Source organism: Nonomuraea sp. NPDC050153 (genome assembly GCF_044460125.1).
Lineage (GTDB): Bacteria > Actinomycetota > Actinomycetes > Streptosporangiales > Streptosporangiaceae > Nonomuraea.
The window spans coordinates 174460-200066 of the sequence record NZ_JBITJQ010000014.1; the positions used below are offsets into that span (position 1 = coordinate 174460).

22 protein-coding genes and 1 pseudogene are annotated in these 25607 nt (G+C 71.1%); 13 read left to right on the forward strand and 10 right to left on the reverse strand.

What is annotated here, in order from left to right:
• Nucleotides 1-7 precede the first annotated feature (7 nt).
• Nucleotides 8-1795 carry a DUF4434 domain-containing protein gene (locus ACIBQ1_RS31425; protein WP_397282907.1) on the forward strand — a complete coding sequence of 596 codons (1788 nt, stop codon included), beginning with the start codon at nucleotides 8-10 and terminating at the stop codon, nucleotides 1793-1795.
• A gap of 43 nt (nucleotides 1796-1838) precedes the next feature.
• A complete protein-coding gene (locus tag ACIBQ1_RS31430; RefSeq protein WP_397282908.1) occupies nucleotides 1839-2504 on the forward strand; it encodes an NUDIX hydrolase in 666 nt (221 codons plus the stop codon).
• Here the strand turns inward: ACIBQ1_RS31430 and ACIBQ1_RS31435 are convergent.
• Nucleotides 2494-3150, reverse strand: coding sequence for a GNAT family N-acetyltransferase (locus ACIBQ1_RS31435; RefSeq protein ID WP_397282909.1), 657 nt, complete (start codon nucleotides 3148-3150; stop codon nucleotides 2494-2496). The genes ACIBQ1_RS31430 and ACIBQ1_RS31435 overlap by 11 nt on opposite strands.
• A 109-nt stretch (nucleotides 3151-3259) precedes the next feature.
• On the opposite strand from ACIBQ1_RS31435, the gene ACIBQ1_RS31440 reads away from it, so the two are divergent.
• Entirely contained in the window at nucleotides 3260-4165 is a 906-nt protein-coding gene (locus ACIBQ1_RS31440) for a glycerophosphodiester phosphodiesterase family protein (protein WP_397282910.1), read from the forward strand.
• On the opposite strand, the gene corA is transcribed toward ACIBQ1_RS31440, so the two are convergent.
• The gene (gene corA / locus ACIBQ1_RS31445; RefSeq protein ID WP_397282911.1) at nucleotides 4162-5271 is read right to left on the reverse strand and encodes a magnesium/cobalt transporter CorA; all 1110 of its coding nucleotides are present in this window, start codon (nucleotides 5269-5271) and stop codon (nucleotides 4162-4164) included. The genes ACIBQ1_RS31440 and corA overlap by 4 nt on opposite strands.
• A 354-nt stretch (nucleotides 5272-5625) precedes the next feature.
• On the opposite strand from corA, the gene purD reads away from it, so the two are divergent.
• The 4 genes from purD (at nucleotide 5626) to ACIBQ1_RS31465 (ending at nucleotide 10507) form a co-directional block, all read left to right on the forward strand.
• Nucleotides 5626-6840, forward strand: coding sequence for a phosphoribosylamine--glycine ligase (purD, locus tag ACIBQ1_RS31450; protein WP_397282912.1), 1215 nt, complete (start codon nucleotides 5626-5628; stop codon nucleotides 6838-6840).
• Nucleotides 6837-7673, forward strand: coding sequence for a phosphoribosylaminoimidazolesuccinocarboxamide synthase (locus tag ACIBQ1_RS31455; protein ID WP_397282913.1), 837 nt, complete (start codon nucleotides 6837-6839; stop codon nucleotides 7671-7673). Before purD ends, ACIBQ1_RS31455 begins: the two co-directional genes overlap by 4 nt.
• A 77-nt stretch (nucleotides 7674-7750) precedes the next feature.
• Nucleotides 7751-9016 carry a UDP-N-acetylglucosamine 1-carboxyvinyltransferase gene (gene murA, locus ACIBQ1_RS31460; RefSeq protein WP_397282914.1) on the forward strand — a complete coding sequence of 422 codons (1266 nt, stop codon included), beginning with the start codon at nucleotides 7751-7753 and terminating at the stop codon, nucleotides 9014-9016.
• Between the two features lie 201 nt (nucleotides 9017-9217).
• On the forward strand, nucleotides 9218-10507 hold the full coding sequence (locus tag ACIBQ1_RS31465; RefSeq protein ID WP_397282915.1) for a GTP cyclohydrolase IIa: 1290 nt from the start codon (nucleotides 9218-9220) through the stop codon (nucleotides 10505-10507).
• A 582-nt stretch (nucleotides 10508-11089) separates the two neighbouring features.
• Here ACIBQ1_RS31465 and ACIBQ1_RS31470 read toward each other — a convergent pair.
• Nucleotides 11090-11524, reverse strand: coding sequence for a rhodanese-like domain-containing protein (locus tag ACIBQ1_RS31470; protein WP_397282916.1), 435 nt, complete (start codon nucleotides 11522-11524; stop codon nucleotides 11090-11092).
• A gap of 167 nt (nucleotides 11525-11691) precedes the next feature.
• Between ACIBQ1_RS31470 and ACIBQ1_RS31475 the strand changes: the two genes are divergently transcribed.
• On the forward strand, nucleotides 11692-12711 hold the full coding sequence (locus ACIBQ1_RS31475; RefSeq protein ID WP_397282917.1) for an EamA family transporter: 1020 nt from the start codon (nucleotides 11692-11694) through the stop codon (nucleotides 12709-12711).
• Here ACIBQ1_RS31475 and ACIBQ1_RS31480 read toward each other — a convergent pair.
• Nucleotides 12646-13884, reverse strand: a pseudogene (locus ACIBQ1_RS31480) (aspartate aminotransferase family protein); the annotation flags it as partial. The gene ACIBQ1_RS31475 and the pseudogene ACIBQ1_RS31480 overlap by 66 nt on opposite strands.
• A gap of 105 nt (nucleotides 13885-13989) precedes the next feature.
• On the opposite strand from ACIBQ1_RS31480, the gene ACIBQ1_RS31485 reads away from it, so the two are divergent.
• The 5 genes from ACIBQ1_RS31485 to ACIBQ1_RS31505 are packed head-to-tail and all read left to right on the forward strand — an operon-like array spanning nucleotide 13990 to nucleotide 18776.
• Complete coding sequence (locus ACIBQ1_RS31485; protein ID WP_397282918.1) at nucleotides 13990-14835, forward strand: fumarylacetoacetate hydrolase family protein; 846 nt, start codon at nucleotides 13990-13992, stop codon at nucleotides 14833-14835.
• Nucleotides 14836-14844: 9 nt separating this feature from the next.
• Complete coding sequence (locus ACIBQ1_RS31490) at nucleotides 14845-15921, forward strand: helix-turn-helix domain-containing protein (RefSeq protein ID WP_397282919.1); 1077 nt, start codon at nucleotides 14845-14847, stop codon at nucleotides 15919-15921.
• A 13-nt stretch (nucleotides 15922-15934) separates the two neighbouring features.
• A complete protein-coding gene (locus ACIBQ1_RS31495) occupies nucleotides 15935-16831 on the forward strand; it encodes a BadF/BadG/BcrA/BcrD ATPase family protein (RefSeq protein WP_397282920.1) in 897 nt (298 codons plus the stop codon).
• Nucleotides 16828-18039: a hypothetical protein gene (locus ACIBQ1_RS31500; RefSeq protein ID WP_397282921.1), complete on the forward strand. Its 1212-nt coding sequence runs from the start codon at nucleotides 16828-16830 to the stop codon at nucleotides 18037-18039. Before ACIBQ1_RS31495 ends, ACIBQ1_RS31500 begins: the two co-directional genes overlap by 4 nt.
• Entirely contained in the window at nucleotides 18036-18776 is a 741-nt protein-coding gene (locus ACIBQ1_RS31505; protein ID WP_397282922.1) for a sugar isomerase domain-containing protein, read from the forward strand. Before ACIBQ1_RS31500 ends, ACIBQ1_RS31505 begins: the two co-directional genes overlap by 4 nt.
• Here ACIBQ1_RS31505 and ACIBQ1_RS31510 read toward each other — a convergent pair.
• The 6 genes from ACIBQ1_RS31510 to ACIBQ1_RS31535 are packed head-to-tail and all read right to left on the reverse strand — an operon-like array spanning nucleotide 18773 to nucleotide 25482.
• Nucleotides 18773-20086 (reverse strand): GTP cyclohydrolase IIa, encoded by a 1314-nt coding sequence (locus ACIBQ1_RS31510; protein ID WP_397282923.1) that lies wholly within the window; start codon nucleotides 20084-20086, stop codon nucleotides 18773-18775. The genes ACIBQ1_RS31505 and ACIBQ1_RS31510 overlap by 4 nt on opposite strands.
• A gap of 8 nt (nucleotides 20087-20094) precedes the next feature.
• Nucleotides 20095-20901, reverse strand: a complete 807-nt coding sequence (locus ACIBQ1_RS31515; protein ID WP_397282924.1) for an amidohydrolase family protein — start codon at nucleotides 20899-20901, stop codon at nucleotides 20095-20097.
• On the reverse strand, nucleotides 20898-21635 hold the full coding sequence (locus tag ACIBQ1_RS31520) for an amidohydrolase family protein (RefSeq protein ID WP_397282925.1): 738 nt from the start codon (nucleotides 21633-21635) through the stop codon (nucleotides 20898-20900). Before ACIBQ1_RS31520 ends, ACIBQ1_RS31515 begins: the two co-directional genes overlap by 4 nt.
• Nucleotides 21619-23211, reverse strand: a complete 1593-nt coding sequence (locus tag ACIBQ1_RS31525) for a heparinase II/III family protein (protein WP_397282926.1) — start codon at nucleotides 23209-23211, stop codon at nucleotides 21619-21621. The genes ACIBQ1_RS31520 and ACIBQ1_RS31525 overlap by 17 nt, the downstream gene beginning before the upstream one ends.
• Nucleotides 23202-24203, reverse strand: coding sequence for a Gfo/Idh/MocA family protein (locus ACIBQ1_RS31530; protein ID WP_397282927.1), 1002 nt, complete (start codon nucleotides 24201-24203; stop codon nucleotides 23202-23204). Before ACIBQ1_RS31530 ends, ACIBQ1_RS31525 begins: the two co-directional genes overlap by 10 nt.
• On the reverse strand, nucleotides 24187-25482 hold the full coding sequence (locus ACIBQ1_RS31535; protein ID WP_397282928.1) for an ABC transporter substrate-binding protein: 1296 nt from the start codon (nucleotides 25480-25482) through the stop codon (nucleotides 24187-24189). Before ACIBQ1_RS31535 ends, ACIBQ1_RS31530 begins: the two co-directional genes overlap by 17 nt.
• Nucleotides 25483-25607: the final 125 nt, after the last annotated feature.

Genomic DNA, 25607 nt, shown 5'->3' on the forward strand with positions numbered 1-25607 from the left:
CCTGAGCGTGCGCTGGCTCTTACTCGTCGTGGGCGCAGCGATCCTGGCAGTGGTCGCCGCCGTGATCATCGTCATGCCGTCGTCCGACGAGCCGGCGCCCACGGCCGCGTCCTCGACGCCCAAGCCGTCGGTCACCGAGCCCACGCCGAAGGTGTCGAAGTTCACCGACCCCTGTGGAACGTTCGAGACCAAAGAGCGGGCCCCGTACGCCGTCACCGGCTACTGGATCACCCCCAAGTCGAACCCCTGCACCTGGCGCAGCCAGCTGGAGGAGATCCACAGCGTGGGCGGCGACACGATCATCAGGATCGGGTACGGCCTGCAGTTCCGCACCGTCTCCGACTCCGGCGAGATCATGACCAGGGACGGGGAGCTCGACCCGCTCTACAAGGCGTGCGAGGAGGACGGGCTCACCTGCCACGACGCGGCCGAGCGGGACCTGCGCAAGGCCAACCCGGGCAACCGGATCGGCCGCACCTACGTCTACCGCACGGACGAGGCGTACGGCCCCAACCTGTTCCGCTGCCCGCAGATGGAGCATCCCATCAAGGCGGGCAAGCGGATCTACTACCGCCTCATCACCCAGCCGGACGGCTCGGACGACGCCACGTGCGACTTCTCCGGCAAGGCCACCTCGTACGACCTGATCCTGGTGGCCGGGTCGGAGGAGGACAGCCTGGCCAAGCTCCTCGACCTGGGCGACCAGTTCGGCATGCGGATCTTCCCGGCGCTGCCGCTGGCGCCGCGCGACCCCGCGACGCCCACCAGGGCGTACAAGAAGCATCTCGGCACGCTGACCACGCTGACGCGGCGCATCCTGCAGGACTACGGCGTGCGCTTCGCCAACCGTGACTCGCTCGGCGGCGTCTACCAGCCGTTCGAGGTCCAGATGGCGGCCACCCTGGCCACGAACCCGACGCTGGAGGTCTACGCCGACCAGCACACGATCGTGGAGCAGGAGCTCGGCAAGCCCATCCTGATCAGCCCCTACATGGACGCGCGCAAGCGGGTGCCCTTCGGGCAGTCGCCCAAGCAGGTGGCCGAGGCGTTCAAGGCGCTGGCCAAGACCGGGGTCGGCATCATCGCGCCCCAGGACAGCCGGGGGACCGGCAAGGTGGGGCTGTTCTGGCCGGACCAGCGCGACGACGAGGTGGACGAGCGGCTGCGGCCGATGGTGGGGGAGTCGACGAACGGGACGGCCTACTACGGCTCCACGCGGGACTACTACCGGGAGATGTCGGCGGCCCGCGCGGAGATGGTCGCGGCCGGCTTCCAGGTGGACCTGTGGGCGAACGTCGAGGCGTTCGAGCCCTCGGGCAAGGAGCCGTGCGCGCCGCAGGGCACCCGCGGCAAGACGGACAAGAAGCGCCTCGACCAGGCCGTGACCATGGCGGGGCGTTACGTGCAGAAGGTCGTCTCCTACATGTGGAGCGACTTCATGACGTGCGGCACCCCGTCGCTGGAGAAGGAGATCACCACCGACTGGCGGCGGCCGATCGCGGTGGACGCCATCAGGAAGGCCCGCGACGTCCAGGACGGGGTGGAGGTGCGCGGGTACAACTTCAGGGACAGCACCGTCACGATCACCTGGCCCGGGGGGACGAAGGACCTGTCGGTGCCGGCCGTCGGCTGGCTGGACGAGACCCGCCAGGAAGGGCTGCCCGAGGGCATGGTCACGGCCTGGGTGCCGTTCGACTGGACGCAGGTGCAGGCAGGGGAGTGGGTCCAGATCACCGTCAAGGGCCCGTCGGGTCAGGCCACGACGGAGCCCTTACACGTACGCATTGTCACTTAGGCACGGTTACCTGCCGACTACTGACAGCGTGTAGCGTGCCTCCATGGTCCCGAGCATCCCGGTCAGCGTCGACCTGGTCGTGCTCACCGTGCGAAACCACGCCCTGAGCGCCCTGGTCTGGCGCCGCGACAACCCCCCGTTCCTCCGCCGCTGGTCGCTGTCCGGCGGCTTCATCCAGCTCGACGAGGACCTCCCGGCCGCCGCCCACCGCATCCTCGCCGAGCGGGCCGGCCTGCCGGGCGCGCCGGTCCACCTGGAGCAGCTCCAGACGTACGGCTACCCCGACCGCGACCCCCGCCAGCGCGTCGTGAGCGTGGCCTACCTGGGCCTCGCCCCCGACCTCCCGGCCTCGGAGAAGGCCCACATGAGCTGGCAGCCGGTCGACTCGCTCGCGGTCATGGCCTTCGACCACCGGCGCATCGTGCAGGACGGCATCGAGCGGGCGCGGGCCAAGCTGGAGTACACGTCGCTGGGGGCGGCCTTCTGCCCGCCGGAGTTCACGGTGGCCGACCTGCGCCGGGTGTACGAGATCGTCTGGGGCCGCTCCCTCGATCCGCGGAACTTCCACAGGAAGGTCACCAAGGCCGAGGGCTTCCTGGTGGAGACGGGCGCCACGACGACCCGTGACGGGGGCCGGCCGGCCAAGCTCTACCGCCGCGGCCCCGCCGAGCTCCTCCATCCCCCGATGCTGCGCAGCCTCAAGGAATAGCGCCCTTCAGCACGGCTGCGGTCACGGGGGTGTGGAGGGTCCAGCCGAGGGTCTCGTAGAGGGCCTGGCCCTGCGCCGTGGCCACCAGCACTCCCGAGCGCGCCCCCAGCGACGCCGCCGTGCCCGCCAGCGTCCGCATGATCACCGTGCCGAGCCCGCGGCGGCGGTGGTTGCCCGCCGTCTCCACCTGGTCCACGACGGCCGTGCGGCCCGCCAGGGCGAACTGGCCCCTGGCGGCGACCTCGCCCGCGGCCGTCAGCAGCCGGGCCGCCGTGACCCCGGCGCGGGTCGTGACGGCCAGCGTGTAGCCGGGGGGAGCCCGGAAGGTCCCGCGGGTCAGCGACGCCGTCATCATGTACTCCGGGTCCTGGACGGCCCACTCCTCGGGCAGGAAGGGGGCGACGTCCGGGGCGCAGGCGCAGAGCTTGAGCCAGGTCCCGGGCGTCGTGAGGGTGGCGGTCAGGCGGTGGAGGGTCTCCGGCGTCGGAACGGTGACGATGTGGCGGGAGACGTGGCCGGGCAGGCCCACGTCCACCCGCAGACCCCATGGCTCGGGTACGGGTCGGGGGACGTTGCGGGAGATCACCCAGCCATCCACCCAGGCCCGAACTGTCGCGGTATGGGGAGTTTTGAGAACCTCCGTCATGATGTCCAGCTTATGGTCTGGCCTCCAGTGCTGACCGGGGCGTAGCAGGATAAAAAGGACACGGCGTGGCACCGCCGAGTCGTTACCCGGGCCAGGTAGGGTCCCCGTTGTGCGCGTTGAGATACATGGTCACCGGGGAGCTCGGGGCCTCTGGCCCGAGAACACCCTGCCGGGGATGAGCCGCACGATGGAGCTCGGCGTTCACGCGCTCGAGCTCGACGTCGCGCTCACCCTCGATCGCCGGCTCGTGCTCACGCACGACCTCACGGTCTCCGCCGTGACCAGTGCCGACCGGCGGCCGCTCAGGGCCGACGACCCGCTCTTCCCGTACGTCGGCAAGCCGATCAACGCCCTCACGCTGGCGCAGCTGCGCATGCTCGACGTGGGCGTGCGGCTGCCGCGTCACCCCGACGACCCGTTCGCGCTGACGCAGGTCGCCATGCCCGAGACCAGGATGCCGACGCTCGGCGCGGTGCTGGGGCTGGTGAACGCCTACGAGGCGGAGGGCGTGCGGCTGCACGTCGAGCTGAAGTCCGACCCCACCAGGCCCCACCTGACGGCCGACCCCGAGTTGTTCACCGAGATGGTCGTCGAGGAGCTCGACCGGCACGGCAGGCTCGGCAACGTGGCCATCCTCAGCTTCGACTGGCGGGTCATCACCCATGCCGCGAGGCTCGCCCCGGGCACGCGGCGGTTCGCGCTGATCGAGCTGGACACCCTGCACTGGCACGACGACCTGGGCGACGACATCCCGGCCGCCGCCCGCGACGCCGGAGCCACCACGCTCTCGCCCGAGCACGCCATGGTGGACGAGGCGTTGATGGCCCAGGCCGGGGCCGCCGGTCTCGACGTGGCGGTCTGGACCGTCAACGAGGCCGGCCTGGCGGCGCGGATGCTGGATCTGGGGGTGGCCGGGATCGTCACCGACTACCCCGATCGGATGCGGGAGCTCTGGCGGGAGCGGGGGATGGAGTTGCCCGAGCCCGTGGGCCCGTTGAAGCCGGTGGGCGTCTAGAGCCAGCCGTTCCTGCGGAAGCCCCGATGCAGGAGCACGCAGGCGGTGACCATGACGCCCAGCACCGTGGGGTAGCCCCAGGCCGAGCGGAGCTCCGGCATGAAGTCGAAGTTCATGCCGTAGATCCCGGCGATCATGGTGGGCACGGCCATGATGGCGACCCAGGACGAGATCTTGCGCATGTCCTCGTTGGCCAGGGCGTTTGAGCGGGCGAGGGCGGCCTGCAGTATCGAGCTGCACAGCTCGTTCGAGGACTCCACCTGCTCGCAGACGCGGGAGAGGTGGTCGCCCACGTCGCGGAAGTATTCACGCATCTCGGAGGGGATGACGCGACGCTGCGGCAGCGCGGCCATGGGGGCCTGCAGCGGGGTGATGGCCCGCTTCATCTCCAGCATCTCCCGCTTGAGCTGGTAGATCCGGTTGATGTCGCGGGAGCTGACGTCGGCGAACACCGTCGCCTCGACCTCTTCCAGCTCCAGCTGCATGAGGTCGGCGACCTGGAGGTACTGGTCGACGACGTGGTCGGAGATGGCGTGCAGGACGCCGGCGGGGCCGCGGTTCATCAGCTTGGGCTTGTCCTCAAGGCGCTCGCGGACCACGGTGAGCGGGCAGTGGTCGCCGTGCCGCACCGTCACCACGAAGTCGGGGCCGATGAACACCATGATCTCGCCGGTGGCGATGATCTCGCTGGTGGCGGTCAGCTCGTCGTGGTCGAGGTAGGCGATGGTCTTGAGCACCATGAACAGCGACTCGCCGTACCGCTCGACCTTGGGACGCTGGTGGGCCTTGACGGCGTCCTCGACGGCCAGCGGGTGCAGGCCGAACACCTCGGACAGCCACTCGACCTCGGGGGCGTCGGGCTCGTGCAGTCCCACCCAGACGAACGCGTTGGCGTTCTCGGAGTCCTTGTTGCGCTCGCGTACGAGGTCGACCGCCTCGACGATGCCGGAGGCGGGGATCTTCTTGCCCTGGACATAGGCGCCGAACTCGACGACGGAGTCGACGGGGGGCACGCACATGTCACGCACCGGCTCGGCGAGCTTGAGCGCGGTGCGCGTCTGAAGGGGGTGACGGTTGATGCGACGGAAGAGCGTGGACGAGCGCATGGCAGTCCCTTTCCGCCCGACCTGGCACGCTCCACGCGCGATGAAACTTCACCTCACAGAAATGCGTGGAGGCACGATCAGGCTGCCGGATTGGAGTGATCGGGGGTATACGAGGTGTACGTGAGTGAGCACGTACTGCTGGGATCACCAGGATTCATCCCGGACCACCTCCAATCGCATAGGGACGCCGCGAAGCCGCCTTAACTTACCACAGGCGGGTGAACTTCTTTGACCATACTCGCCGGGACGGTCTCGACTCAGGTAGAACTCCACAAAGTTCTCGCCCTATTCCGGCGATTGGTGTGACCCGGACCCTCGCCTGTGCCAGGCGGCGGGCCTGCGACAATGGACCCCGTGCGCGTTCTAGTCATTGGTTCCGGAGGGCGTGAGCACGCCCTGTGCCGTTCCCTCAGCCTCGATCCCCAGGTCGGCGAGCTCCACTGTGCCCCGGGCAACCCGGGCATCGAGGAGGTCGCGACCGTTCATCCCGTCGATCCGCTCGACCCCGGGCAGGTGGCCGAGCTGGCCGTGCGGTTGCGGGTCGACCTCGTGGTCGTGGGTCCGGAGGCGCCGCTCGTGGCGGGGGTGTCCGACGCCGTGCGCGACGCGGGCATCGCGTGCTTCGGGCCGTCGAGGGACGCCGCCATGATCGAGGGCTCCAAGACCTTCGCCAAGGAGGTCATGACGGCGGCCGACGTGCCGACCGCGCGGGCCAGGACGTGCGTCACCGAGGAGGAGGCGGCCGCCGCGCTCGACGAGTTCGGGGCCCCTTACGTGGTCAAGGACGACGGGCTGGCGGCCGGCAAGGGCGTGGTCGTCACCGACGACCGCGACAAGGCCCTGGCGCACGCGCTGGCGTGCGAGCGGGTGGTGATCGAGGAGTTCCTCGACGGGCCGGAGGTGTCGCTGTTCGCGCTGTGCGACGGCAGCACGGCGGTTCCGCTGCAGCTCGCCCAGGACTTCAAGCGGGCCTACGACGGCGACCAGGGCCCCAACACCGGTGGCATGGGCGCCTACACGCCGCTGCCGTGGGCGCCCGACGGGCTGACCGAGCAGGTCATGCGGGAGGTCGTGCACCCGACGATCGGCGAGCTGACCCGGCGCGGCCTGCCCTACCAGGGCGTGCTCTACGTGGGCCTGGCGCTGACCACGAAGGGGCCGAAGGTCGTGGAGTTCAACGCGCGCTTCGGCGACCCGGAGACGGAGGTGCTGCTCGACCGGCTGGAGACGCCGCTGGGCGGGCTGCTGATGGCGTGCGCGACGGGCGAGCTGGGGCTCGATCCGGTGGTCAAGGAGGGCTCGGCCGTGACCGTGGTGATCGCCTCCGAGAACTACCCCGAGGCGCCGGTCAAGGGTGACGTGATCACGGGGCTGCAGGAGACCGGCAACGCGTACGTCCTCCACGCCGGGACCGCCAGGCAGGGCGACGACGTGGTCTCCGCCGGCGGGCGGGTGCTCGCCGTGGTCGGCAACGGGCCCGACCAGGAGAGCGCGCGCCGGGCGGCCTATGACCTGGTCGACCGGATCGAGCTGCGCGGCTCCCACCACAGGACGGACATCGCCCGATGAAGCACGTGCACTCCGGCAAGGTACGCGACCTCTACCAGACCGACGACGGCAAGCTGCTGATGGTCGCCTCCGACCGGATCTCGGTCTTCGACTACGTGCTGGAGACCCAGATCCCCGACAAGGGGGCCATTCTCACGCAGATGTCGTTGTGGTGGTTCGACCAGCTCAAGGACGTCGTGCCCAACCACATCCTGGGCAGGGGCGACGACGCCCGCAGCGTGCTGTGCAAGCCGCTGACGATGGTGCAGGTCGAGTGCGTGGCGCGGGGCTACCTCACCGGCGGCGGGCTGAACGAGTACCGCGCCGACGGCACGGTCTCCGGCGTCCGCCTGCCGGCAGGGCTCCAGGACGGTTCCCGGCTGCCCGAGCCGATCTTCACGCCGTCCACCAAGGCGCCCATGGGGCAGCACGACGAGCCGATCTCGTACGAGCAGGTCGTCCAGGAGGTGGGCAAGGAGACCGCCGAGGAGCTGCGGCGGATCACCCTGGCCGTCTACACGCGCGGCGCGGAGATCGCCAGGGAGCGCGGCATCATCGTGGCCGACACCAAGATCGAGCTCGGCTGGGACGCCGACGGGGCGCTGACCCTGGGTGACGAGGTGCTGACCCCCGACTCGTCGCGGTTCTGGCCGGCCGACGAATGGCAGCCGGGTCGCACGCAGCACTCTTTCGACAAGCAATTTGTACGTGATTGGCTGCTATCGCCCGAATCTGGATGGGACAAATCCTCCGGAAACCCCCCACCTCCGCTTCCTGACCACATCGTGGAGCGCACGAGGCAGCGATACCGAGAAGCATATGAGCGCGTCACGGGGGCTTCCTTTAGCGGATGATTCGGCTGGGTCGGGCGGTGCAACCGACTACTGTTGGCCCGATCGAGCCTCACCGATGATTTCAAGGAGCCGCACGAATGGTCCGTTACCGCGTGCGCGGTGGCAACGCACTGCGTGGAACCGCGTTCATCCAGGGCGCGAAGAATGCCGTGCTCCCCATGATCGGTGCGGCTCTGCTCGCCGCCAGGGGCCGCACCGTTCTACGCAATGTGCCGATCATCGAGGACGTCCGCCGCGCGGTCGAGCTGGCCGAGGCGGTCGGCGCGTACGTCGAGCTGCACGAGTCGGAGCGCACGCTGGTCATCGACGCCTCCAGGCTGACCAGCGCGGTGCTCCCGGCAGAGATCGCCCGGCGCTTCCGCGGCTCCGTCCTGTTCACCCCCGCCCTGCTCCACCGGCTGGGCGAGGCGATCATCGAGGGCATCGGCGGCTGCAACCTCGGCAGCCGCAACCTCGACTTCCACTACCTCGGCTACAAGCGCCTCGGCGCGCTCGTGGACGAGGGCGAGACCGTCATCCACGTCAAGGCGTCCGGGCTGACCGGCGCGACCCTCTACCTCGACACCCCGTCGCACACCGGCACCGAGAACCTCATCATGGCCGCCGCCCTGGCCAAGGGCACGACCGTGATCGAGAACGCGGCCCTGGAGCCCGAGGTGCTCGACGTCATCGACATGCTCACCAAGATGGGCGCGCGCATCAGCGGCGGCGGCACGGGGTTCATCACCGTGGAGGGCGTGGAGGAGCTGCACGCCGTCGAGCACACCGTGATGCCCGACCGGCTCGACGCGGGCGTGTTCGCGATGGCCGCGGCGATCACCGGGGGCGAGCTGAGCCTGGTGGGCACGGGGCTCGACCTGGGCGTCGTCCGTTACAAGCTGGAGCAGATGGGCGTCGAGTTCGCCCGGCAGGGCGCCGTCCTGCACGTGCGGTGCGAGGGCCCGCTGCGCCCGATCAACATCATCACCGACACCTACCCCGGTTTCGCCACCGACCTGCAGTCCCCGATGATGACCGTCGCGGCGCTCGCCGACGGCACCAGCTACATCCACGAGCGCATCTTCGACGGCAGGTTCGCCCTGGCCGGAGAGCTGAACAAGATGGGCGCGAACGTCGAGGTCGAGGGCAGCCGGGCCGTCGTGCGCGGCCGGACGCCGCTGATCGGCACCCAGGTGACGGCCCACGATCTCCGCTCCGGCATCGCCCTGGTGCTCGCCGGCCTCGCCGCCGAAGGCGAGACCCAGATCGACTCCGGATACCTCATCGATCGCGGCCACGCGCATCTCGCCGCCCGAATGCGCGCTCTCGGCGCGGACATTACACGAGAGATTTCAGAGCACTAAAAAACGCCAGAAAAACCTCGTTGAGCTGCTAGGACCTCTTGTCGGACGGTCAACCTGAAGGACTTTCCGGAAAAGTCGGGCGTGACATTACGGCCCCCGCGAGCGATCGTTCCAAAAGAGAGCACTGCAACGGACGGCAGGATGGGACGAACATTGGTCGAGAGGGCCGAAGAAACTCCCCGAGTGTCACGCCCGGGCGCTATGACACCGGACCTCACCATCGGCGTGGTCGGACCCCACGACTTGGTCGAACGAGTCATGCTGATGGGTCACGCAGCGGCGCCGCTGCCGTGTCGCCTGGTCGCGGCCGCATACCGCGACGAACAGGAGGCGCCCGACAAGGTGACGCGGCTCGGTCCCGGAGTCGACGCATGCTTGTTCGCCAGCCCGGTCCCTTATGACCTGGCCAGGCGTTCCGGCGTGCTGACGATGCCGGCGACGTACGTCCAACTCGGCGGAGCAGCACTGGTGGCGGCGTTGGCCAAGGCCGCGCTGGACACTCGCATCGACCCGCAACGGGTCAGCATCGACGTGGTGAGCAGGGCCGATGTCGAGGAGGCCTACACCGACCTCGGCATCCCCGCGACGGACGTGCACAGCCGCGACGAGCCGGGAGCCACCGGCACGATCGCGGCCTACCACGAGCGCCTGGCCAGGCAGGGAGCGACCTCGGGAGCACTGACGTGCCTGCCCGCGGTGGCCGACCGCCTGCATGCGGCGGGCGTGCCGGTCATCAGGATCAGGCCGACGTCGGCGGCGGTCCGCACGGCGCTGCACACCGCGGCGCTGCTGGGGGCACACCACCGGCTGGAGGAGTCGCAGCTCACCGTGGTGCTGGTGGAGGTGCCGACGCTGCGCGAACCCGTGCGGCGCGCGGCACCTCGCTACTGGCGCGATGAGCTGCGGCTGTCGCTGCATCGGCTCCTGGTCCAGGAGGCGAACCGGATCAACGCCACCGTCTGGCCGATCGACGATCACAGCTATCTGGTTACCGCTACCAGAGGCTCGATCGCGGCGGCGACGGACGGATTCAGGGTGTTGCCGTTCGCGGCCAGGATCAGGGACGAGCTGGGACTGGCGGTCGAGGTCGGCGTGGGCATGGGTCGCACGACACACGATGCGGAGTCGCACGCCCGGGCGGCACTGGCCCGCACACAGGCGGGCAAACAGGCACAGGGATTCGCGGTGGACCGCGAGGGACGGGCACTTATCCCGGCCCCGCGGATGCCGCCTACCGGGTCCAACGCACTCAAACCGAAGGGGGTGGAAGTACTGGCCCGGCTGGCGGCCAAGCTCGAAGGCGGAGACACCGTGGTGGACGCCGAGGGCGCGGGCAAGATGCTGGGAGTGACGCCGCGTACGGCTCGGCGGTTGCTGCGCACGCTGGTTGACGAGGGACTCGCGTGGCCGCTACCGCCGAACCGCACACCGCAGCCTGGCCGTCCGCGCCAGCTGTACCGGCTGATCGTGGAGAAGCTCGGGCCCCGATGAGGGTTTCCCGGGATTGAACGTTCTCGGTGCCGAGCCGCCTCTCGGCACCGAGCGTCATCGGGCGAGGTCCCGCGCCCGCGGAGCACTTCGTGCTGCCCGCCGTACGGGCCTGAGACGTCTTTTGAGGCTGGAAACGCTCCAGGGGCTACTCCGATGCCCCGCCGGGAGCCGCGTGCCTCCTGGGTGGGACTCAGCGCGATTACGGAGTCGTGTGAGACGGCTGAGGGCTTTCGCATGACCTGGGGAACAGGATGGCATTGACAATCAATGTCATCTTTGCGAACTCCCGCATTGACTCTTGTGAACTTATTGGTTGACCCGGGTAGATCCGGGTATGTTCTCAACGCCCCCGATCGACGGGATTCGGACGGGGGCGCCAATTCTTTCAGGCGTCGATCTTCCGCCCCCGCGCGTCGCGTCCCCCGCTCCGGCTGAGCGTTTCTGGTTGAGGCGGCGCGGTTTCGCCCAGCACCACGTGGCTCGGTGCGTTTCCGCAGGTCGGGGGCCGGAAGTCGTGGTAGGGAAGCGGCCGGTTTCGGGCTGATTCGTCCGGCTTTGCGGGTCTGCCGGGGCCGCGGGCCGTCAGCAGGCGCAGGCGATGCCGGACACCGGTGCCGTGAGGGCGTCCACGGGGTGCCGGGTGACGCCCGAGGCGGTCTCCACGGGGAAACCCTCCCTGGCCCAGTACTCGAAGCCGCCGATCATCTCCTTGACCCGGTAGCCCAGCTTCGCGAACTCCAGGGCCGCCCTGGTGGCGCCGTTGCAGCCCGGCCCCCAGCAGTACGTCACGACCGCGGCCTCCCTGGGGACCAGGCCGGGTGCCCTCGCGGCGATCTCGGCGGTGGGGAGATGGACGGCGCCCTCGATGTGGCCCTGGTCCCAGCTCTCCCGGCTGCGCGAGTCGACGACCACGACGCCGGGGACCCCCGCCGCCAGGTCGGCGGCCACGTCCGAGACGTCGGTCTCGAAGGCGAGGCGGGCGGCGAAGTGGGCGAGCGCGGCGGCGTTGTCGGACATCGGAAGGCCATTCCCTTCGTCGCGGGTGGGTGACGCGAAGGATCCTGTCACCCGCCGCGGGCGGGAGGACAGTGGCGTGAAAGCCGCTGATCGCTAATATCCCGCCATAGTGCGATGTCTGAGACCCGCGAGAGTTTTGTCAGGGTCGCCCGGTACAGTCATGAGCCATGCGTACGGACACCACTGACAGCCGGGCCACAGTCCTGGTCTGGAGCGCCTTGGCGATCGTCTACGTGGTGTGGGGGTCGACGTATCTCGGGATCGGCATCGCGATCGAGTCGATACCGCCCTTGCTCAGCGGGGGCCTGCGGTTCATCGCCGCCGCCACCCTGCTCGCCGGCTTCCTGCTGATCCGGTCGGGGCCGGCGGCCTTCAGGATGTCGCGCCGGCAGTTCCTGGGCGCTGCCGTCGTCGGAGTGCTGCTGCTGACCACCGGCAACGGGCTGCTGGCGGTGGCCGAGCAGTACATCTCCACGGGCCTGGCGGCGCTCCTGGTGGCCTCGGTGCCGCTGTGGCTGGTCGTGTTCAGGTTCGTCGTGCGCGACCGTCCCAAGGCGCTCACGCTCGCGGGCGTGCTGGTCGGGCTCGGCGGGGTCGCGGCGCTGTCGCTGACCGGCGGCGAGGGCGGCAGCGGCGTCGGGATCGTGGCGGTGCTGCTCGGCTCGGTGTCCTGGGCGGTGGGCTCGTTCCTGTCGAGCAGGATCCAGATGCCCGCCAACGCCCTCGCCACCAGCGCGGTCGAGATGTTCGTGGGCGGCGCCGCGCTGCTGGTCGTCGGGACCGGGGCCGGCGAGCGGCTGGACGTGTCGGCCGTCACCACCAGGTCCTGGCTGGCGCTGGCCTACCTGGTCCTGGTGGGGTCGCTGATCGGGTTCACCGCGTTCTCGTGGCTGCTCGGCAACGCCCCCATCTCACTGGTGTCCACGTACGCGTACGTCAACCCGGCGGTGGCCGTCGCGCTCGGCGCGCTCCTGCTGGACGAGCCGATCACGACCCGGGTGGTCGTCGGCGGCCTGGTCATTCTGGCCGGCGTGGCGCTGGTGATCTCAACCGAGCGGAAGGGACCGAAGCGCGTCCTCGAAGACGTCGACGGTGGCGGCGACGTCGGCCTCGGTGTGGGCGGTGGACAGGAACCACAGCCCCCGAGGCACCATGTTGATCCCGCGGTCGAGCAGCGCGGCGTGTAGGCGGGCCATCATGGCGCGGTCGGTCCTGGCGAAGTCGCGGTAGTCGCGCACCGCGGGCGCGTCGGTGAAGTACGTCTGGAAGACCGGCCCTGGGCCGTCCACCAGCATCGGGACGCCCACCTTGGCCGCGGCCGCGCGCAGGCCGGCCATGAGCTGCCGCCCGCGCGCGTAGAGGGTGCCGTAGACCTCCTCGCGCCGCTCGTCCAGGATGCGTAGGGTGGCCTCGGCGGCGGCGATGCCGACGGGCTGCGAGTTGAACGTCCCGGCGTGCGCGACCTTGCCCGAGGAGATGGCGTCCATCACGCCCGCCCGCCCCGCCAGCGCGGACACCTGCATGCCGCCCGCCATCGCCTTGCCGAAGACCGACAGGTCGGGGCTGACGCCGAGGTACTCCTGGGCGCCGCCGGGGGCGAGCCGGAAACCGGTGATGATCTCGTCAAAGATCAGCAGGCTGCCGTGGCGGTCGCACAGCGCGCGCACCCCCTGGAGGTAGCCGGGGTCCGGCTCGATGGCGCCCGTGTTGCAGAGCACCGGCTCCGTGACGACGGCGGCGATCTGGCCCGCGTGCTCGTCCATGAGGCGGGAGAGCGCGTCCAGGTCGTTCCAGGGGCAGATCACCAGGTCGGCGGCGGGCGGCTGGCCCGCGGTGCCGGGGACGGCGCGGGGGTGGTCCTGCGGCCCGGCGTCATCCAGGGACGGGTGCACGCTGTAGAGGACCGGGTCGAGCCAGCCGTGGTAGTGGCCCTCGAACTTGAGGATCTTGGGCCGTCCCGTGAAGCCGCGCGCCAGGCGCCAGGCGGCGTGCGCGGCCTCGGAACCGACGGTGTTGAAGCGGACGCGCTCCGCCGAGGGCACCATCGCGCACAGCCGCTCGGCGACGCGCGACTCCGCCGCGTGCTGGGCGGAGTAGACGATGCCGCGGGCCGCCTGCGCGGCGACGGCCTCCACCACGGCGGGCGGGCAGTGGCCGAGCAGCGCGGGGCCCTGGCCGAGCACGTAGTCGACGTAGACGTTGCCGTCGACGTCCCAGAGCCGGGATCCCGATGCCCTGTCCACGTAGAGCGGCACGCCCGCGGTGCGGCGGGCGTCGCTGGAGACGCCGCCCGCGATGTAGCGCCGGGCGGTGGTGTAGAGGTCGCGGCTGACGTCCAGAGTGCGGGTCATGCCGACCATCAAACGGCGGTGCCGCGCCCGGCCACAAGAAAGACAGCAAGAAGCGGGTCTAAGCGCAAATTTCGGTGCTTGTGGAGGTCACAGGGCCTTGATGGGCTTACGGACATGTTTCTTGGACGCATTCGGCGCACCCCTTCCGGCCCTGTCGAGCTGGTGGCCCGGCGCGCGCCCGGCGAGCTCGTGAGCCTGGCCGACGTCGGGTCCGACCCGGTGGCGGCCCTGGACTCGTACGGGCTCGACCGCCTGACCGAGCTGGTGGCCGGTCACGACGGCCCCACGCTGGACGAGGGCGCGGTGATCTTCGAGCCGCCCGTGGCCACCTGCACGAAGATCTGCTGCCTGGCGCTGAACTACCAGGAGCACGCGGACGAGAGCGGCCTGGAGGTGCCGCCGGAGCCGGTGCTGTTCCTCAAGCCGCCGTCCGCGCTCGTGGGCCACGGCCACCCGGTCGTCGCCCCCGCCCGCACCCGCCACCTGGAGCACGAGGTGGAGCTGGCCGTGGTCATCGGCAAGGTAACCAGGGACCTGCCGGCCGAGCGGTGGCGGGAGGCCGTCGCCGGATACACCGTGATCAACGATATGACGGCCCGCGACCTCCAGCTGGCCAACATCGCCCGCAACGTGCCGTGGGACCAGTCGAAAGGGTTCGACACCTTCGCGCCCGCGGGGCCGTACCTGGCGACGGTGGACGAGGTGCCCGATCCGCAGGCGCTGGAGCTGACCTTGGAGGTGGACGGCGAGGTCAGGCAGCGGGCCAACACCAGGCAGATGGTCTTCGGGCTGCCCCGGCTCATCGCCGACCTGTCCGACGGGATGACGCTGATGCCCGGGGACCTGATCGCCACCGGCACCATCGCCGGGATCGCCCCGCTCAAGGACGGCGACACCATGCGGGCCACGGTCGAGGGAGTCGGGACGCTGGTAAATACGGTCAAATTTCGGTCCGCCTAAAGTAGAAGCATGACCTACGCCGTGGCTGCCCTGGTGGACATCGACGACTTCCTGGTTTCCGAGAAGACCCGTGGCCGGTCATGGGCGCATCGCCAGCTCCAGCGCACGGACCACGCGGTGCGCTCGGCCGCGAGCACCCGCCGCGACGCGACGTGCCACCTCCTGCCGCCGGAGGAGTGGCTGATCGTGCTGTCGGGCGCCGACCCGGGCGCGCTGATGTCCGACGCGGAGGCGCTGGCCGAGGAACTGCGGGCCAGGATCGTCCGCGAGACGGCGTGGACGGCCACGGTCAGCCTGGGCGCGCCCAGCCTCGAACACGTCGCGGCGGAGCGGGACGCCAGACGGGCCAACGACTACAAGCTCGTGCTCGGCGGCGACCGGGTGATCGCGCCCCCACCGCGCGAGAGCGCCGCGCTGACGCCGCCGGTGCGCATCGAGCAGGAGCTGACCAGGCGGGTCCGCGCCGGTGACCGCAACGGCGCGGCCGGCCTGCTGGCCGGGTGGGTCGACAGGTGCGCCCGGGAGCCCGGGGTCGACCCGCGCACGCTGCGCAACTGGCTCATCGGCCAGCTGCTCTTCGTGGTGGACGTGGCCAACCGGGCCAGGCTGGCCGACGGGTCGACGGACTGGGTGGAGGCCTGCGCCCGGCTGCCGATCGAGGACATCATCATGGTCGGGGACATCCACGAGCGCTCCTACCTGCACATCTGGCTGCGGGAGACACTGGGCCGGCTGATGCCGGCCGCGCCGCGCCGTGACGTGCTCGCGCTGGCGGAGGCGTACCTGGCGGAGCACTACACCGATCCCGGGCTGCGCCTGGCGACCGTGGCGGAGGCCGTGAGCGCGAGCCCGTACTACATCTCGCACCTGTTCGCCGAGGAGCGGCGGACGACGTTCCTGCGGCATCTCACCGGGCTGCGGCTGCGGCACGCCCGCCGCCTGCTCTCGACCTCGGCGCTGCCGGTGGACGTGATCGCCGCGCACACCGGCTACCCGACCGCGAAGGCCCTGCGCAGCGCGTTCCGGCGGCATGTCGGCTGCTCCCCCACGGAATACCGCAGGGCCGGGCTCCGGCCCGGATCGTGACCAGGAGGTGTCCATGGACCTGGCGATCGACGGCGGGCAGACGGGATTACGGCTGGGCCTGGCCGAGTCGGGCCGGGTCCTGGAGGTCCGCGAGCTGCCCGGCCTGTCGTACGCGGAGGGCTCCCCGGTCAAGGCCGTGCTGGAGCGGATCGGGACGGGATGGGGGCGGCTCGGCACCATCTGCCTCGGGCTGACCACGATCCTGGACGATCCCGACGAACTGGCCGACCGGCTGCTCGCCATGGCCCGCCGCGTGCTGATCACGACCGACGTGGTCACCTCGCACGCGGGCGCGTTCTCGGGTGGGGACGGCGTGGTGCTGGCCGCGGGCACCGGGGCGATCGCCCTGGGCGTGGGTGACGGCATCCGGCAGGTGGACGGCTGGGGCTACCTCTACGGCGACGCCGGCAGCGGCTTCTGGATCGGCCGGCGCGGCCTCGACGCCGCCTGCAGGGGCTTCGACGGGCGCGCGGAGCCCGGCCCGCTCACCGAGCGCGCCCAGGCCGTGTTCGGCGACCTGGCCGGCCTGCCCGCGCGCCTCTACCTCGCCCCCGACGCGGTGGCGCGGATCGCGCGCTTCGCCGTCCACGTCCTGGAGCTGGCAGGCGACCCGAACCGGTCCGACCTGACGGCGCGCGCCATCGCCGAGGAGGCGGCCCGCGAGCTGGCGGGCACGGTGGCGGCGGCGGCCCGCTGCTTCGCGGAGGGGGCGCCGGTGCCCGTCGCGTGGACCGGCCGCCTGCTGCGCGACCCCGGGCTCCGCGCCGGTTTCGAGGCTGAGCTGGCCCGGTTGCTCCCCCGAGCGAAACTCCGGCCGCCCTCGGGGGACAGCCTCGCGGGCGCCGCCCTGCTGGCCGCCTCCACCGGACCCGTCCGCTACCGGACGATGATCAGAACGGCCGAACGATGAGAGTGGGACACGGCACCGCCGACCTGCCCGTGCCGGACGGCACGCCGATGGGCGGTTACATCGACCGGCCGGGCCCGTCCACGGGCACGGCCGATCCCCTGTCGGTCAGCGCGGTGACCTGGTCGGACGGCCATAGGCGGTTCGCGCTGGCGATCGCCGACGTCATCTGCGTCAACGAGGACCTCGCCAGGCGGGCCGGGCAGGCGGCCGGATGCGAGCTGTGGCTGGCGGCGAGCCACACCCACGCGGGGCCCGAGACCGGCTGCGTGCCGGGCGGCGGGCCGACCCCCGAGCCGTGGCTCGGCCTGGTCGCCGAGGCGGTCCGCACGGCCGTGCGGCGGGCGGTCGACGCGGAGCGGCCGTGCGAGGGCACGGCCCACCGAGGGGAGCTGCACGGGGTCGGCGCCGATCGGAGCAGGCCGGGGGCGCCGGCCGTGGTGCCGCTCGACCTGATCGCCGTGCGCGACGGCGGGCTCGCCGGGGTGCTGGTGGTGCTTCCCGTGCATCCCACCGTCCTGCCCGCGGCGAACCGGCTGGTCAGCGCCGACCTGGTCGGAGCCGTACGCGGGAGCCTGGGGCGGCGGCTCGGCGAGGACGTGTGGGTGGCGGTCGCCACCGGCGCGGCCGGCGACATCAGCACCCGCCACACCAGGCGCGGCCAGGACGCGGCGGAGCTGCTACGCCTGGGCGAGCTCGTCGCGGACCGCTGCGCCGAGCTGCTGGCGGGCCCGGGGACCCCGCTCTGGCGAGCCGGATCCACCGGCGGGCGGATCTCCTGGGCCACGCGACGGCTGACGCTCGAACCCGCCACCACGACGGCCGACGAGGCGGCGCTCGTCGCCGGGTACGAGCGGGCCGCCGCGTCGGGCGACCCGGTCGCCACCCGCCTGGCCCGCAGCAGGCTCGAAGGGCTGCGGGCGCGGGGCGGGCCGCCCGTCCCGACGGGCGTCGACGTGAACGCCGCCCGCCTCGGCGGGCTCGCTTTGGCCGGGCTCCCCGGCGAGCCGTTCCTCGCCGTCGGCGAGCGCGTCGCCGACCGGCCCGGCGCGCCGACCGTGGTCCTGGGCTACGTCAACGGCTATCCCGGATACCTGCCGACGGCCGCCGCCTACCGGCGGGCCGAGTACGAGGTCCTGGCGAGCCAGGTGGCCCTGGGCAGCGCCGAACTCGTCGCCGAGACCGCACGAAACCTGCTGGAGGACCTGTGATCGACCAGAGCGCGTACGCGCGGACCGCCGCATCGGCCGTGGACCGGCTGCTCACCGCCGAACGCGACGCGATCGGGCGGGCCGGCGAGCTGGTCTTCGCCTCGTTGCGGGCGGGCGGGGTGCTCCAGGCGTTCGGCACCGGCCATTCGAGGTCCGTCGCGCTGGAGCTCACCGGCCGGGCGGGCGGCCTGGTGCCGGCCAACCAGCTCGGCATCCGCGACGTCGCCTACTACGGCGACGCCTCGCCACGCGACATCCTCGACCCGAAGATCGAGCGCGAGCCCGGCCTCGCCGCGCGGATCTGGGAGCTGGCCGACATCCGGCCCGAGGACGTCTTCGTGATCATCTCGAACTCCGGCGCCAACGCGGCGATCGTCGAGATGGCCCGCCTGGCGGTGCGGCACGGGCACCAGGTGATCGCCATCACCTCCCGCGCGCACACCGCCGAGATGGCCGTCGAGGAGCGGCTGGCCGACCTGGCCCACGTGGTCGTCGACAACGGGGCGCCGTACGGCGACGCCGCCCTGCCGCTGCCGGGCGGCGGCAGCGCCTGCGGCGTCTCGACCCTCACCGGGGTGCTGGCCGCGCAGCTCCTGGTCGCCGAGGTCGTCGGCCGCTTCCTCGCGGCCGGCGAGCCGCCGCCCGTCTTCCGGTCGGCCAACACCCCGGGCGGGGACGCGCACAACGCCCGGCTGCTGGACAGGTACGGCTCGCGCGTGCGCCTGGGCGACGCCTAACTCCGCACGAGCCGGTACGGCTGGCGGGGCCGGCCCGCCTGGGTGCCCTTGACCGGAGGCATCGGCCAGGCCAGACCCTCTTCCGCGAGGCTCTGCAGGACCCGGCGGGCACTGCGCGGGGAGATCGACAACACCTCCGCGACGATCTCGGCGTCGACCACCATGGAGTCGCCGTCGTGCAGGCCCTCCACCAGGCGTTCGAGCAGCTTGGTCGCCTTGGTGGCGACGATAGGCTCGCTCTCCTGCCGCTTGCGCCTGCGTACCGGCAGGGACAGCACGGTGCCGTCGCCCCCGACCAGGTACGCGGCGCTCGCCCCCGCGTTGCGGGCCTTCTCGACGGCCGCCACCGCGTTGGCGTCGGCGTCGCGGGCCGTGCTGCCGAGCCCGATGCCCACCTCGACGTCGACGCCGGCGTCGGAGCGGATCCGGTCCATGAACGGCGCCATCCTGAACCCGTCGGTGGCCTGGCCGAGAGCGCCGACGGTGGCGGTGACGACGTAGCCGTTCTCGTCGCGGGGGGCCACGGTCGCGCCCATCACCCGCGCGTCGGCGAGCAGCGACCGGTGCAGCGACAGCTTCAGCTCCTGCTGCCAGTAGTTGCCCGGCCCGGAGTAGCTGGGCTTGGCGGAGGCGGCGAGCTCGACGACCACGATGGCGATCTGCGCGTCCTCCAGCCTGCTGCCGGTGCCGAGCAGGGCGGCGGTGTTGAGCGCGAGGCGCAGCGTATGGGAGGTGGGCAGCAGGCGCAGCACGGGCACGTCGGCCGCGGCCAGTTTGTTGGCGACGGTCCTTATCGTGGTCAGCGCTGCGCTGGTCGCGCCCTGGCGGTAGAGCTGCTCGTGGAAGTCGCTGAAGCCGCGAGCCGACTCCGGCCGGTCGTACTCGGAAAGGTGCACGCCGGCCGTGCTCACGCCGATCTCGCCGTACGCCTCGTCCACGTCGGCGGCGGGCAGCGAGTCGATGCTCACCCTGGCCGGGTCGATCCCGTGGGTGAGCACCCCGCGCAGCAGGCTGGCGTACAGGCTGGCCCCGCTCATGGGCACGAACGTGGCGGGAACGGTCAGCTCGCCCGCCTGCCTGGCCAGGTCGTGCTGGAGCGGCCCGGTGAACAGCACCACGTCGATGCTGTCGGCGATGCGCGAGAACTTGTCGAAGGTCTCGTGCTCCTCGGCATGAGGCGCGCCGACCAGCCGCCAGTCGGCCGCGGCCGGCATGCCCGCGCCGATCGTCATGATCTGTTCGACGAGATCGTGCGGCCCCACGACGCCGATCGTCACCCTGGGCCGCGACTCCGAACGCAACCGATCCATGATCTTGATCACCCCAGTCCGGATCTCCACTGAAGCAAGCGGGTCATCGTCGCACCGAGCACCGCGGCCTGGTCCCCCTCTGCGAGGCCACTGAAGATTACCCTCCCCAGCGAGATCCGAAGATCGATGAAGGGGAAGTCGGACCCGTAGACGACCCGGCCGGCTCCCAGTTCCCGCACCATCCTGGCGATGTCGGGCCCGGTGTTGAAGGACCCGCACACCTCCAGGATGACCCCTGGGCGCCGCTGCGCCACCTCGATGGCCCGCTCGAAGCCGAGCGGGGTCGCGCCCGCGTGCCCTGCGACGATCACCACGTCCGGGTGCTCGGACGCGACGGCGTCCAGCGCGTCCAGGTCGTTGTAGGGGGAGCCGTCGTAGGTGTGGGTGAGCACCGGGCAGCCGGTGCGCCGCGCGAACTCCCACACGCCCGCGTAGCGCCAGCCGGTGAGCGGGTAGTCGTGCAGGTCGGGGTGGAGCTTGATGCCGCCGAAGCGCGGGTCGTCGCCCCATTTGCCCAGCTCGCCGTCGGGGTCCTGCCAGGGGTTGATGGTCAGGTAGCCGGTGAAGCGGTCCGGCGCGCGGTCCACCGCCGCGGCGGTCGCGGCGTTGCCCGCCGCCGCGTCGAGCTGGATCGCCAGGTGGCTGGAGATGACGGCGTGCGCCACGCCGCACCTGTCCATCACCCTGACCATCGCGTCGGGGGACGGCTCGGGGATGAAGAACAGGCTGTAGGGGCCGGCGTGCGCGTGCGCGTCGACGATCCGGACGCTGGTCTGCGGGCGGCGCTGCCACAGCGCCGAGGTGATCGCGTTCACATCGCCCCCACGGGCAGCAGCTCCAGCAGGGTGCCGGCGCCGATGGCGGCCACGGCCGCGTCGTCGAGCTCCGCCCACAGCAGCCGGGTGACCGCCTCTGCGGGATCCCTGACCGGCGCCCCCGTGCCGAAGACGAGACGGCGCTCGCCGTAGCGCTCGACGAGCCATTCGAGCCCGCAGTGCGAGGACAGGTTGGCCAGCCCCAGGTAGACGTTGCCGGTGCGGGAGAGCACCCCGGCCGTCTGCCTGAGCTGGCGGTAGCCGAGCGCGCCGACCACGACTCTCAGCTTCGGGTGCGCGGTGGCCACGGACTCCACGGCGGGCCAGCAGGTCTGGGCCGCGTCCACGAGCAGCGGCAGCCCGGCCTCCGCGAGGGCGGCGAGCACGGCCGCGCAGTCGCCGCCCGCGAGGTCGTAGCCGTGGTCGGCGGGGTAGGCGCGGACGGCGCACACCCCGCGCTCCAGTGCCGCGCCCACGAACTCGTCCGGTGTGCCGAGCTCGCCGCAGGTGTCGGGCAGCATCACCCAGCAGGGGCGCAGCCTGGGCTGATCGGCGATCAGGCCGAGCAGCTCCCTGTTGCCCGTCGCGGGGTCGTGCAGCCACGACAGGGTGTGGCCGACCACGGCCTCCGCGATGCCGAAGCGGTCCATTCTGTCCAGCGCCTCCGTGATCGAGCCCGTGCCCACGTCCCTGCGGGGATAGCGGCCGAGCATCGCGTCAGCGTCGATCAGCATGAACCGTCCAATCTTCGGGGACATCGGGGAGTTTGTCGCGGTAGGGGAAGATGCCGACGGTGAACCTGCCGTCGGCGCGCCGCAGGCCGAGCGAGTGGATCTCGCCGTACTCGGCGGTCCTGGTGGCCGGGTCCGGGATCCTGGCCGGGCCCGTCCCGTACAGCACCTCGTCCGGGGGTTCCAGGGGGACCACGAGGATTCCCGGGCCACGGGTGCCCGCGAACCAGCCGTCGCGCTCGATCCACGGCGACAGGCCGTGGATCTGCCAGATCGCCTCCGCGTCGATCCGGTCGGTGACGATCCAGTACGGGGAGTCGCCCTTGACGAAGACGATCTCGCGGTCGTGCCGTGCGCTGAAGCCATGGTGGTGCCCCGCGAAGACGTCGGCCTGCGCGGAGACGGAGAACAGGTCACAGGCGGCGCGGCGGTCCTCGGTGTAGTCCTCGCCCGGGACGAGCAGCGTGTTGTGCGCCCTGGTCGCCTGGTACCAGTCGTAGTAGCGGGGGTCGTCGTAGGACGGCGGGCCGCCCCCTTCCCAGGCCAGCGGCACGCCCCAGCCCGACAGCACGAAGTCGAGCGCCGCGTGGTGGCTGTGCGGTTCGAGCTCGTGCCCGACGTACGGGCCGTAGTTGACGACGGTGTGGAAGTCGCCGTGGCGGAAGGTGGCGTAGCCGCTGGCCTCCAGGTTGTGCGAGCCCTCGGCCGGCCCGACGTCCTGCGGCCAGATCAGGCCGCTGTCCTGCAGATGGGGCACCCAGCCGCCGGACGTCGTCAGGACGCTCAGCCAGCGGTACATCGCCTGGCGGCGCGGATGCCGCGCGAGCGCGGGCTCGACGGCCACCGCCCGTTCGAGGTTGTCCAGGCACATGAGGTGGTAGCTGGGGGAGCGCTCGTGGTGGCCGCCGTCGGCGCGTACGTCCCGGTCGAGGTGCTCCAGGACGCGGGCCGTGGCGACCTCGGCCCACTGCCCCGCCTCGGGGAGGTCGGCGAACACCCGGGCCGTGACCAGCAGTTCGCACGCGTTGACGAACTGCCAGTTGCCGTGGCGGAACTCGTCGTGTTCCTCGGCCGACCACCGGGCGCCGCCCAGGACCGTCTTCATCATCCGCAGCCAGCACCTGTCGCTCAGCGCGGGCTCGTCCGCGAAGACGGCCAGCGCCTCGGTGACGTACATGGCGCGGGCGCGGACGCCGAGCGAGTACCAGACCACGTCGAGCCCCGGCCAGTCGCCCTGGACCCGGTCGCGGTCGTCGTACCACTGGCGGAACAGGCGGTCCCACCCGGCGGCGTAGCGGGGATCACCGGTCTCGGCGTAGGCCGTGATCAGCGGGGACATCCAGCGCAGGTAGTGGAAGCCGTACAGCAGGGAGCGGCCGTGGCCCTTGTCCAGGAAGTCGGCCTCGATCCCGAGCAGGGCGTCCGCGCCCTCCGCGCCGAGGGCCGCCGGGACCGGCCGCCCCCGGCGCCAGGCCCTGGCCTCGGCGACGTCGCTCGCCCCGAGGGCTTCCAGCAGCGCCTCGTCGGTGATGTGCCGCATGCGCGTGGGATGCACGTGCGGCGGTTTCTCTACGAACATGTCACCGGCCGTCCGGTGCGGGCGGACTCGTGCGCGGCGGCGAGCACGGCGGTCACGTGCCGCGAGCTCTCCACGCTGACCAGCGGCTCGGCGCCGGTGCGGGCGCAGTCGACGAAGTGGTGGATCGCGTCGCGGTAGGCGCCCGCGGGGATGCCGTGCACGACCCGCTGGAGCATGTTGCGCGGGTAGGAGTAAGACTTCTCGGTGGCGAGCTGGATGTTCTCCTTCTGCCTGTCGAGCTGGATGACGCCCGACTCGCCAGCCACGGTGACGTAGCTGTCGACCATGGTCGGGAAGGTGTTCGGGTAGATCCAGGCCGACTCGAAGGTGGCGACGGCGCCCCGGCTGAAGCGGGCCTGGATCTGCATCGCGTCGGGGGTGTCGATGCCCATCCCGCGCAGCTTGCCGTGGCGGGCGGTGGCGAACACCTCCACCACGTGGTCGTCGTAGAGCCAGGTGACCAGATCGATGTCGTGGCTCGACAGGAACCAGGCGCAGGTCGTGCGGTCGGCCCAGCCGATCATCTCGGTGGGCACGTGGATCGTGTCGTCCTTGCGGGCGTAGCCCACGACCGGCTCGCCGATCAGCTCCATCTGCTGCTTGGCCTGCGCGTACGCGGGCACCCACCGGTGGTTGAACAGGCACATCGCGGTGACGCCTGCCTGCCGGATCGCGGCCACGGAGCGGTCGGCGTCCTCGACGGTGGTCGTGAACGGCTTCTCGACCAGGATGTGCAGCCCGGCCTCCGCCGCCGCCACCATCACGTCCGCGTGCAGGTGGTCGGGGGTGGTGATCGACACGGCGTCGACCGTGCCGGACGCGATCAGTTCCCGGTAGCCGGGATAGACGGCCGCCTGCGGGACGGCGTCGAGGGCGCGGCGCGCGACGGCGGTGACCTCGGCGTCCGGGTGGGCGGAAAGGACCTCGGCGTGGCCGCGCCCCATGATCCCGGCACCGATGATCCCGATTCTGAGCTTAGGCAAGTGCGTCATTCCACTGCTTCTCCGCGGCGGCGAGCGCTTCCTCGGCGCTCTTGGATCCCTGGAGGAAGGCCCTGATCTCCTCGGACAGCGACTCTCCGAGCTCGGCGTCCTTGGCCGTGCCCAGCGGGACGTACTCCAGCTTGGGCAGGCCCTTGACGATCACCCGGCGGGCGACGTCCATCGGGGAGTCGCCGCTGATGTCGGAGAAGAAGGCGTCCTTGGTGGAGGAGATCGTCGAGGGGTAGATCGGCACCAGCTTGCAGAAGGCGAGCTGGTTGGCCCCGTTGGTGAAGAACTTGACGAACTCGGCCGCCGCCCGCTGATGCTTCGACGCCTTGGGGATGGCCACGGTCTGCTGGGCGAGCAGCAGGTATCCGCCGGTCTTCGTCTGGACGGGCTCGGTGACGAGCAGGTCCTTGTAGATGTCGGGGGCGTTCTTCTCGACGTTGACCAGCGTCGCCGCCGACGCGCTGGCCGCCATCGCGATCTGGCCGTTCTCCAGGGTCTGCGGGTAGTTCCGGACGTCCTTGGAGACCGATCCCGGCGCGATGCCGTGCTTGTCGTAGCTCTTCTTGAACGAGCCCAGCAGCTCGGCGACCTCGGGCGTGTTGAAGATCGCCTTCTTCTTGTCGGCGCTCAGCAGCTCGATGCCGTAGTAGCGCAGCACCGAGGCGGCGTTGACGCCCGGGATGTCGTTGCTGCCGTAGACCTTGGTCTTGGCGTAGACCTCGTCGGCCAGGGCGAGGGCCTCGGCGTAGGACTTCGGCGGGGCCTTCTCGTCGAAGCCCGCCTTCGTGACGACGGACCTGCGGTAGATGCTCACGGGCGTGCCGCCGTTGTACCACGGCACGGCGTACAGCTTGCCCGACACCCGCAGCGACTCGACCAGGTTCGGCTGGAAGTCGGCGAGGTCGGCGGGCTTCAACAGCTCGTCGAGCGGGGCCAGCGACGGGGTGAACCGGCCGAGGTCGGAGGAGGCGATGTTGACCGCGTCGGGGACGTCGCCGCTGGCGACCGCCGCGAGCAGCTTGGTCGCGATGTCCTGCCCGGGCACGTCCACCCACTTGACGGTGACCTTGGGGTGGTCCTTCTGGTACTGGGCGATCAGCCCGTCGATGTAGGCGCCGAAATTCTTCTTCAGGTTGATCGTCCAGAACTCGACCTCCCCCTCGAACGGCTGGTCATCCGCCCGTCCCCCTGATGTGCCGCCCGACGTTCCGGCGACGCAGCCGGACGACATGAGAGCCAGCGCGAGCGCGCCTGCCCCCAACGCTCTTCTCCTCGACATCGGGGGACCTCCTGAGAATTATGGCCGTCCTTAATAATTCTTTCGGCACAATGACACTTCTTCGGCCCGTACGTCAAGGATCCCTGCTCTGGTCGGCTCTTGACGGTCGAGATGGGCGATCTATA

Coding starts and splice junctions, on each gene's coding strand:
- ACIBQ1_RS31430 (WP_397282908.1), top strand. CDS start 1,839: ATGGTCCCGAGCATCCCGGTCAGCGTCGACCTGGTCGTGCTCACCGTG.
- ACIBQ1_RS31435 (WP_397282909.1), bottom strand. CDS start 3,150: ATGACGGAGGTTCTCAAAACTCCCCATACCGCGACAGTTCGGGCCTGG.
- corA (WP_397282911.1), bottom strand. CDS start 5,271: ATGCGCTCGTCCACGCTCTTCCGTCGCATCAACCGTCACCCCCTTCAG.
- ACIBQ1_RS31455 (WP_397282913.1), top strand. CDS start 6,837: ATGAAGCACGTGCACTCCGGCAAGGTACGCGACCTCTACCAGACCGAC.
- murA (WP_397282914.1), top strand. CDS start 7,751: ATGGTCCGTTACCGCGTGCGCGGTGGCAACGCACTGCGTGGAACCGCG.
- ACIBQ1_RS31465 (WP_397282915.1), top strand. CDS start 9,218: ATGACACCGGACCTCACCATCGGCGTGGTCGGACCCCACGACTTGGTC.
- ACIBQ1_RS31470 (WP_397282916.1), bottom strand. CDS start 11,524: ATGTCCGACAACGCCGCCGCGCTCGCCCACTTCGCCGCCCGCCTCGCC.
- ACIBQ1_RS31475 (WP_397282917.1), top strand. CDS start 11,692: ATGCGTACGGACACCACTGACAGCCGGGCCACAGTCCTGGTCTGGAGC.
- ACIBQ1_RS31485 (WP_397282918.1), top strand. CDS start 13,990: ATGTTTCTTGGACGCATTCGGCGCACCCCTTCCGGCCCTGTCGAGCTG.
- ACIBQ1_RS31490 (WP_397282919.1), top strand. CDS start 14,845: ATGACCTACGCCGTGGCTGCCCTGGTGGACATCGACGACTTCCTGGTT.
- ACIBQ1_RS31495 (WP_397282920.1), top strand. CDS start 15,935: ATGGACCTGGCGATCGACGGCGGGCAGACGGGATTACGGCTGGGCCTG.
- ACIBQ1_RS31500 (WP_397282921.1), top strand. CDS start 16,828: ATGAGAGTGGGACACGGCACCGCCGACCTGCCCGTGCCGGACGGCACG.
- ACIBQ1_RS31510 (WP_397282923.1), bottom strand. CDS start 20,086: ATGGATCGGTTGCGTTCGGAGTCGCGGCCCAGGGTGACGATCGGCGTC.
- ACIBQ1_RS31520 (WP_397282925.1), bottom strand. CDS start 21,635: ATGCTGATCGACGCTGACGCGATGCTCGGCCGCTATCCCCGCAGGGAC.
- ACIBQ1_RS31525 (WP_397282926.1), bottom strand. CDS start 23,211: ATGTTCGTAGAGAAACCGCCGCACGTGCATCCCACGCGCATGCGGCAC.
- ACIBQ1_RS31530 (WP_397282927.1), bottom strand. CDS start 24,203: ATGACGCACTTGCCTAAGCTCAGAATCGGGATCATCGGTGCCGGGATC.
- ACIBQ1_RS31535 (WP_397282928.1), bottom strand. CDS start 25,482: ATGTCGAGGAGAAGAGCGTTGGGGGCAGGCGCGCTCGCGCTGGCTCTC.